Here is a 1,680-nt window from a genome sequence, read left to right on the forward strand (position 1 = left end):
CATGCTAAGTTAAATTGAGGACACGCCCTAATTTTCCACATAATTATTTACCTTTATCCATTGCTTCCCAACCGATACATCCGGTATTTTAGCTTCTCCTTTTCCGTCAAACACTCCTTTGGTTACCTGCTTTGTGTCAAAAATACCGTCTGAAAGCCGAATATTGTTTCAGACGGCATTTTGATTGTTGGGTTTTTAATCAGAGCTTTGTTTGATAATTTGTTATTTTGAATAAAATACAGGTTCTGTCGAGCTGATAACTTCTATTACAGAATCGCTAAAAAAGAAAATATAAGCCTTATAATATTTCTTTTCAAAAAAATCAAAACTTTCTTCTTTCAACCAGTCCATATAACTGTCATCTATTATCTCGAAAAAATAATTTATAGCAGGATTTCTATCCCAATCATTTTTTTCTTTATTTTCAAATAAATATTCTGAAAATTTTACTTTATAAGATTCATCTGTTATTTGAAAATGAATTATATTGTCAATAAATATTTCAATATTTAATTCATAATTTCGGTCGGATGCCAAAATGTTCACATCTTGTTCGGTAACACAAATTTTGTCCACATAAAATCTGTGATTATTGTTAGAAAATTGTAATGGTTTACACAATCGTTTTCCATATCTAATTTTTGTTTTCTTATTGCCCTGCCGGATAAAGCAGGTCTGCCTCCGTACTGTCTATCCTCACATTTACTTTCCTGCCATCGGCTTTTATCTCCCCGGTTTTACCGTTTTTGCCAACTTTGCGGCTTTGGCGGCGGCAATGTTGAAGGCGGCTTCGACGGTTTCGGCGGCATTGGGGTTGACCCGTACTCATCCGCAAACGGCAACACGACGGACGGTGTTTGCTTTTCAGCCGTCTGCCGTTTTGACCAAGGTGCTGCCGTGGAAGGAGCAGGTGTAGGATTTTTGAAGAACTTAGTTCCCAATATCCTGTTTCAAATAAGGGGAAGGTCGCCTGAAAATTAAACACGGTTTCAGACGGCATTTTGATTGCCGGGGTTTGCTATTTTTTGTTGTAATAATCAAATCGCACGTTGACTATGTCTTTCTCGGTAAAAATATAACGGAGCATTGTTGTGAATCTTTCATAACGTTCATGAATTCCCACGCTATCAGGTAGCCAAGGGGAAGCTTTAATTTCGAAAAGCTCCCAATTTGGAACCATTAAAAAATCAATAATGGTACTGATTCCAATCACAATATCCCTTGGTATATCCATCGGATAAGGATATTTTCTCCTAACCTCGATTAAAGCATTCTCCAATTTCCAATATTCTTCATCATCCCACACCCCGTCATCATACCATTTGCCAATAAATGAATTTTCGTCATACTCCTTAAAACAAGGGATGTTTCTTCTAAAATCCTTGAACTCGCACATAATAATGTATCTCCAATATAATTAAACTTTTCATCTCAATCTACCTTTACTATGTTGTATTGGAAAGTAAAAAAATTTCCAGTCATCTACATCTAGATCAGTAAAAATATAACGGAGCATTACTCTGAACCTTTCATAACGCTCATTAATTTTGACACTTTTAGGCAACCAAGGGGAAGCTTTAATTTCAAAAAGTTTCCAATTTTGAACCATTAAAAAATCAATAATGCTACCTATTCCAATCACGATGTCCCTTGGTATATCCATCGGATAAGGATATTTTC

The 1,680-nt window shown here is 35.7% G+C and carries 4 protein-coding genes; all 4 read right to left on the reverse strand.

What is annotated here, in order from left to right:
- Nucleotides 1-222: 222 nt before the first annotated feature.
- Complete coding sequence (locus tag HMPREF2959_RS04375) at nt 223-621, reverse strand: hypothetical protein (protein WP_029770952.1); 399 nt, start codon at nt 619-621, stop codon at nt 223-225.
- Between the two features lie 28 nt (nt 622-649).
- Entirely contained in the window at nt 650-1,000 is a 351-nt protein-coding gene (locus HMPREF2959_RS04380; RefSeq protein WP_014575236.1) for a hypothetical protein, read from the reverse strand.
- Nucleotides 1,001-1,018: 18 nt separating this feature from the next.
- Complete coding sequence (locus HMPREF2959_RS04385; RefSeq protein WP_002243351.1) at nt 1,019-1,396, reverse strand: immunity 41 family protein; 378 nt, start codon at nt 1,394-1,396, stop codon at nt 1,019-1,021.
- A 30-nt stretch (nt 1,397-1,426) separates the two neighbouring features.
- The coding region (locus HMPREF2959_RS04390) for an Imm41 family immunity protein (RefSeq protein WP_246829034.1) at nt 1,427-1,680 on the reverse strand (254 nt) is incomplete at its 5' end.

Source organism: Neisseria sp. HMSC070F02, from assembly GCF_001814225.1.
Lineage (GTDB): Bacteria > Pseudomonadota > Gammaproteobacteria > Burkholderiales > Neisseriaceae > Neisseria > Neisseria meningitidis.

Coding starts and splice junctions, on each gene's coding strand:
- HMPREF2959_RS04385 (WP_002243351.1), bottom strand. CDS start 1,396: ATGTGCGAGTTCAAGGATTTTAGAAGAAACATCCCTTGTTTTAAGGAG.
- HMPREF2959_RS04380 (WP_014575236.1), bottom strand. CDS start 1,000: ATGCCGTCTGAAACCGTGTTTAATTTTCAGGCGACCTTCCCCTTATTT.